The organism is Cyanobium gracile UHCC 0281 (assembly GCF_034931305.1).
GTDB classification, from domain to species: Bacteria; Cyanobacteriota; Cyanobacteriia; order PCC-6307; family Cyanobiaceae; genus Cyanobium; species Cyanobium gracile_A.
Window position 1 is genome coordinate 1 of record NZ_JAYGHY010000117.1, and the last position, 2203, is coordinate 2203.

General features: G+C 71.1%; 5 protein-coding genes. 4 read left to right on the plus strand and 1 reads right to left on the minus strand.

The window, feature by feature from the left end; genetic code table 11:
- The first annotated feature begins 160 nt into the window (after positions 1-160).
- Positions 161-364 carry a hypothetical protein gene (locus tag VB739_RS16535; protein ID WP_216909799.1) on the plus strand — a complete coding sequence of 68 codons (204 nt, stop codon included), beginning with the start codon at positions 161-163 and terminating at the stop codon, positions 362-364.
- Positions 365-370: 6 nt separating this feature from the next.
- On the opposite strand, the gene VB739_RS16540 is transcribed toward VB739_RS16535, so the two are convergent.
- Positions 371-853 (minus strand): translesion error-prone DNA polymerase V autoproteolytic subunit, encoded by a 483-nt coding sequence (locus VB739_RS16540; protein ID WP_323358107.1) that lies wholly within the window; start codon positions 851-853, stop codon positions 371-373.
- An 80-nt stretch (positions 854-933) separates the two neighbouring features.
- Between VB739_RS16540 and VB739_RS16545 the strand changes: the two genes are divergently transcribed.
- From VB739_RS16545 to VB739_RS16555, 3 genes are all read left to right on the plus strand, one after another.
- Positions 934-1428 carry a cupin domain-containing protein gene (locus tag VB739_RS16545; protein WP_323358108.1) on the plus strand — a complete coding sequence of 165 codons (495 nt, stop codon included), beginning with the start codon at positions 934-936 and terminating at the stop codon, positions 1426-1428.
- 71 nt (positions 1429-1499) lie between these two features.
- Entirely contained in the window at positions 1500-1814 is a 315-nt protein-coding gene (locus tag VB739_RS16550) for a hypothetical protein (RefSeq protein ID WP_323358110.1), read from the plus strand.
- A 61-nt stretch (positions 1815-1875) separates the two neighbouring features.
- On the plus strand, positions 1876-2203 hold a 328-nt coding region (locus VB739_RS16555; protein ID WP_323358111.1), incomplete at its 3' end, for a DUF4912 domain-containing protein.

The following is a 2203-nucleotide window of genomic DNA, read 5'->3' on the forward strand; positions in this document are numbered from 1 at the left end:
AGCTGTTCCGGGCATCGATGGCCACGGCCTGAGCCAGGTTCGGCAGGCTGTGATTGGCCATACCTGAATCAAAGGGACCCAGCCACGGCGTCTTGCCCTGGCCGCAACATGCGACACGCTCCTAGGCTGGGTTCAGCACAGCGCCGCAGCTGCTTCCACCGTGCTGAAACTCTGCCTGCAGCTGCTCGTCTGCGTCACCATCGCCCTGCGTTGCATGGTGATCTTCGGCCACCTGCGCAAGCTCTGGATGGCGGATGGACTGGCCGCTGAGTTCCGGCGTGAACTGCGCCGGCGCGGCCTGCTGATGACCCCTCCCGCCCTTCCCAGGGACGCACGCGCCCTGCCCCACCGCGCCGATCCGTGAGGCCGATCAGCGCCGTCTGGAAGGCGCGCCCGCCAGGTGATGCACGGCGTGGATCACGACGCCCCAGAGGTCCGCGCCTGAACCATCGGCACCGCTCCCTTCGTCGCCGGTGAGCACCAGGGGCGGACTGGTGCCGTCGCTGGCCACCAGCCACAGGCCGGTGCCGCGGCGGGCCAGACGCCGCAGCAGGAAGGCGCCGGCATGCACCGCCACCACCACCATGCCGGGACGGGGATCGACGCTGCGGTCGATCACCAGCAGGTCACCGTCGACGATGCCGTCCCCCCGCATGGCATCGCCGCTGACGCGCATGAAGAAGGTGGACAGCGGACGGGGGATCAGTTCCACGTTGAGATCGATGCGGCCCTCCACGTAGTCGTCGGCGGGGCTGGGGAAGCCGGCGCTGACGGCTTCGGTGGCCAGAAGACAGAGGAGCGCCGCGGCTCCCTGCCGTGGGGGCAGCGGCACCTGGGGAGGGAGGGAACGCATCGGCCCACGACAGTACGAATGTTCTACTCCGGGCGGCCCCTGTCGCGGGATCATCGGCGGCGACCCCCTGCCGTCAGGCCATGGCTTCCAGTCCGGAGGCGTTGATCGCCCGCTTCGCCCTGCAGCCCCATCCGGAGGGGGGCTGGTACCGGGAGCTGCACCGCTCCGCCTGCCAGGTGCAGCGCAGCGAGGACGGCCGTCAACGGGCCGGACTCACGGTGATCGTTTTCCTGCTGACGGAGGGGCAGCGCAGCCGCTGGCATCGGGTCGCGGGGGGCGATGAGGTGTGGCACCACGCCGGCGGTGACCCCCTCGACCTCTGGCGGCTGCCGCCGCAGGGAGGCACGGCCGAACGGCTGGTGCTCGGTCCCCTCGCCGGTGAGGCGATCGGCGATCCGGAGCCGAGCCCCCTGCAGGTCGTGCCGGCGGGCTGGTGGCAGGCGGCCCGCAGCCGGGGGCGATGGAGCCTGTTGCACTGCTGCGTGGGACCGGGTTTTGCCTTCGAGGATTTCCAGCTGCTGGCCGATCTCCTGCCGTCTGAGCGGCCGGCCGGCGCCGATCCGGCACTGCTCTAGCCCGTTCCGCCACCATGGAGCCGTGATGGATTGGGAGAGGGATGGGGTGTCCGACGTGCGGCAGTTGGGCTGTGCGCGCCGACCGCAGCCTGGCGGGTCGCATGGTCTGTGCCCGCTGTGGCGAGCCGCTGGGGATCGGCAGGGCCCGTCGGATCGCCAGCGGCACGCGCCGCCGGGGGCAGGGGCGCGGCAATGCCCTGGCCTTGCCCCGTCGCTGGGGCCTGTGGCTGATGCTGGGGTCCCTGCTGACGGTGTCGGCGTTGCTGGCAAGCATTCCGGAGCGCCCCAGCCGGCCGCCGGAGCGCCGTGGCGCCGACCTGACGCAGGGCCCGGCGCCGCTGCGGCCCGGCGATCCCGGCCGCTTCGGGGTTGTCGCCATCCGCTGACAGAAGCGATCCCGCCCTGATCCCATCGGCAATCATGGGATGTAACGATTCTTGAAATACCATGGCCAGGACCAACCCGTTCGCGAACCTGGCCGACCTCAGCATGCGCCAATTGCGCGAGCTGGCCAGAACCCTGGGCATCCAGCGCTACAGCGCCCAGGACAGGGATGGCCTGGCCGGGGCCATCGCCGATCGCTCGGGCCAGGCCGGCGCTGTCCCTACGGAAACGCCAGCCCAACCGGGACGGACAGTCGCGGCGCTGGAGGCCGAGATGCCCCCGGCCCCCCGGCCCGCCGCCGAGACCCGCGTCGTCTTCCTGCCCCGTGATCCCCAGTGGGCCTATGTCTTCTGGGACATCTCCGAGGACGACCGCTCAGACGCCCTCCATG

Coding starts and splice junctions, on each gene's coding strand:
- VB739_RS16540 (WP_323358107.1), bottom strand. CDS start 853: ATGCGTTCCCTCCCTCCCCAGGTGCCGCTGCCCCCACGGCAGGGAGCC.
- VB739_RS16545 (WP_323358108.1), top strand. CDS start 934: ATGGCTTCCAGTCCGGAGGCGTTGATCGCCCGCTTCGCCCTGCAGCCC.